Origin of the sequence: Leucobacter sp. USHLN154 (assembly GCF_037145595.1) — a bacterium.
GTDB lineage: Bacteria > Actinomycetota > Actinomycetes > Actinomycetales > Microbacteriaceae > Leucobacter > Leucobacter alluvii.
In genome coordinates this window covers 1-2,029 of record NZ_JBBCXF010000011.1, presented here as the reverse complement: position 1 = coordinate 2,029, position 2,029 = coordinate 1, and the positions used below count along the sequence as shown (strand labels likewise).

The window sequence follows — 2,029 nt, the reverse complement described above, 5'->3', positions numbered from 1 at the left end:
CACCCATCACACCCAAAAGGCGATCCAGACGAAACGAATATGACACTGCAAGATGCTCGCGTCCACTGTGTAGTTCTCAACGTACGGTCGATCCCACCCCCACGAGCAACACGTCTCGTGACAGCAGGTCAAGGAATCAGTCACCCGCACCCCCAAAAGGATGCGACCGGCTGGTCTCCCAGGACCCAATAGTATGCACTTTCTGCCCACTCACCACACCCACCCAGGATTTCCAATCACCCCCGCCGAAACGGACATGACGTACTCACACAGGCGAGCCAGCAAGCTTGCTTGTCATATGTTCCACCCATGAGCGGCTCGCAGTGAACGTATGCCACTGATCGAGCCATTCTGCGACACCCCGAAAGGTGTCGAGTGCTCCTTAGAAAGGAGGTGATCCAGCCGCACCTTCCGGTACGGCTACCTTGTTACGACTTAGTCCTAATCACCAGTCCCACCTTCGACAGCTCCCTCCCACAAGGGGTTAGGCCACCGGCTTCGGGTGTTACCGACTTTCATGACTTGACGGGCGGTGTGTACAAGGCCCGGGAACGTATTCACCGCAGCGTTGCTGATCTGCGATTACTAGCGACTCCGACTTCATGGGGTCGAGTTGCAGACCCCAATCCGAACTGAGACCGACTTTTTGGGATTCGCTCCACCTCGCGGTATCGCAGCCCTTTGTATCGGCCATTGTAGCATGCGTGAAGCCCAAGACATAAGGGGCATGATGATTTGACGTCATCCCCACCTTCCTCCGTGTTGACCACGGCAGTATCCCATGAGTTCCCACCATTACGTGCTGGCAACATAGGACGAGGGTTGCGCTCGTTGCCGGACTTAACCGAACATCTCACGACACGAGCTGACGACAACCATGCACCACCTGTTTACGAGTGTCCAAAGAGTCCTGTATCTCTACAGTGTTCTCGTATATGTCAAGCCTTGGTAAGGTTCTTCGCGTTGCATCGAATTAATCCGCATGCTCCGCCGCTTGTGCGGGCCCCCGTCAATTCCTTTGAGTTTTAGCCTTGCGGCCGTACTCCCCAGGCGGGGAACTTAATGCGTTAGCTACGACACAGAACCCGTGGAACAGGCCCTACATCTAGTTCCCAACGTTTACGGCATGGACTACCAGGGTATCTAATCCTGTTCGCTCCCCATGCTTTCGCTCCTCAGCGTCAGTTACGGCCCAGAGATCTGCCTTCGCCATCGGTGTTCCTCCTGATATCTGCGCATTCCACCGCTACACCAGGAATTCCAATCTCCCCTACCGCACTCTAGCTTGCCCGTACCCACTGCAGGCCAGAGGTTGAGCCTCTGGTTTTCACAGCAGACGCGACAAGCCGCCTACGAGCTCTTTACGCCCAATAATTCCGGACAACGCTTGCACCCTACGTATTACCGCGGCTGCTGGCACGTAGTTAGCCGGTGCTTTTTCTGCAGGTACCGTCACTTTCGCTTCTTCCCTACTAAAAGAGGTTTACAACCCGAAGGCCGTCATCCCTCACGCGGCGTTGCTGCATCAGGCTTGCGCCCATTGTGCAATATTCCCCACTGCTGCCTCCCGTAGGAGTCTGGGCCGTGTCTCAGTCCCAGTGTGGCCGGTCACCCTCTCAGGCCGGCTACCCGTCGTCGCCATGGTGAGCCATTACCTCACCATCTAGCTGATAGGCCGCGAGTCCATCCCGAACCAAAATTCTTTCCACCTACACACCATGCGGTGATAGGACATATCCAGTATTAGACGCCGTTTCCAGCGCTTATCCCAGAGTTCGGGGCAGGTTACTCACGTGTTACTCACCCGTTCGCCACTCATCCACCCCCAGCAAGCTGGGAGCTTCAGCGTTCGACTTGCATGTGTTAAGCACGCCGCCAGCGTTCGTCCTGAGCCAGGATCAAACTCTCCGTAAAAAACGATTGCCACACGCCCCGGGGAAAAACCGGAACATGCAACGAGTTCAATCTGGCAACAGAACCATCAATACTGACGATTCTTGTTATCCAAAAAAGGAATCTCCCACACCCA

The 2,029-nt window shown here is 55.4% G+C and carries 1 rRNA gene; it reads right to left on the bottom strand.

The window, feature by feature from the left end:
- Positions 1 to 386 precede the first annotated feature (386 nt).
- Positions 387 to 1,914, bottom strand: a 16S ribosomal RNA gene (locus WFH23_RS14060).
- Between the last annotated feature and the right edge of the window lie 115 nt (positions 1,915 to 2,029).